This window comes from Bacteroides sp. 51, from assembly GCF_010500965.1.
Lineage (GTDB): Bacteria > Bacteroidota > Bacteroidia > Bacteroidales > Bacteroidaceae > Bacteroides.
Map to the genome: position 1 here is coordinate 1 of NZ_QVMI01000183.1, position 314 is coordinate 314.

The window sequence follows — 314 nt, forward strand, 5'->3', positions numbered from 1 at the left end:
ATAATCTTGATGTAATGTGTGAAACAATGAAACTGCATCTACATAAGGTAACGAAGTTGTCCACTTCCAATCAATCTAGATTTACCCTGCATTAAACAATGCTTCCCGTACAACTTCGACATGCGATTCTGGAACAAACGTAACAAGTTTCAACAACAAAGGCAGATGAGCAAATACCGGCATCGTATCTTCCCAACCGAAAGCGCGGTACAACAATACATGCAATGGAGCCGAAGGTCCTTTTTTAGGATTCTCTTTCTCCTCATTCCAAGCTGATACAGAGAGCGGACATCCGGCATAACTCTTGAATGATT

At 41.4% G+C, this 314-nt stretch carries 1 protein-coding gene; it reads right to left on the reverse strand.

Annotated features, from left to right (window positions below; translation table 11 throughout):
• Positions 1-81 precede the first annotated feature (81 nt).
• A partial coding sequence (locus D0T87_RS24015; RefSeq protein WP_163178704.1) for a hypothetical protein occupies positions 82-314 on the reverse strand: 233 nt, incomplete at its 5' end.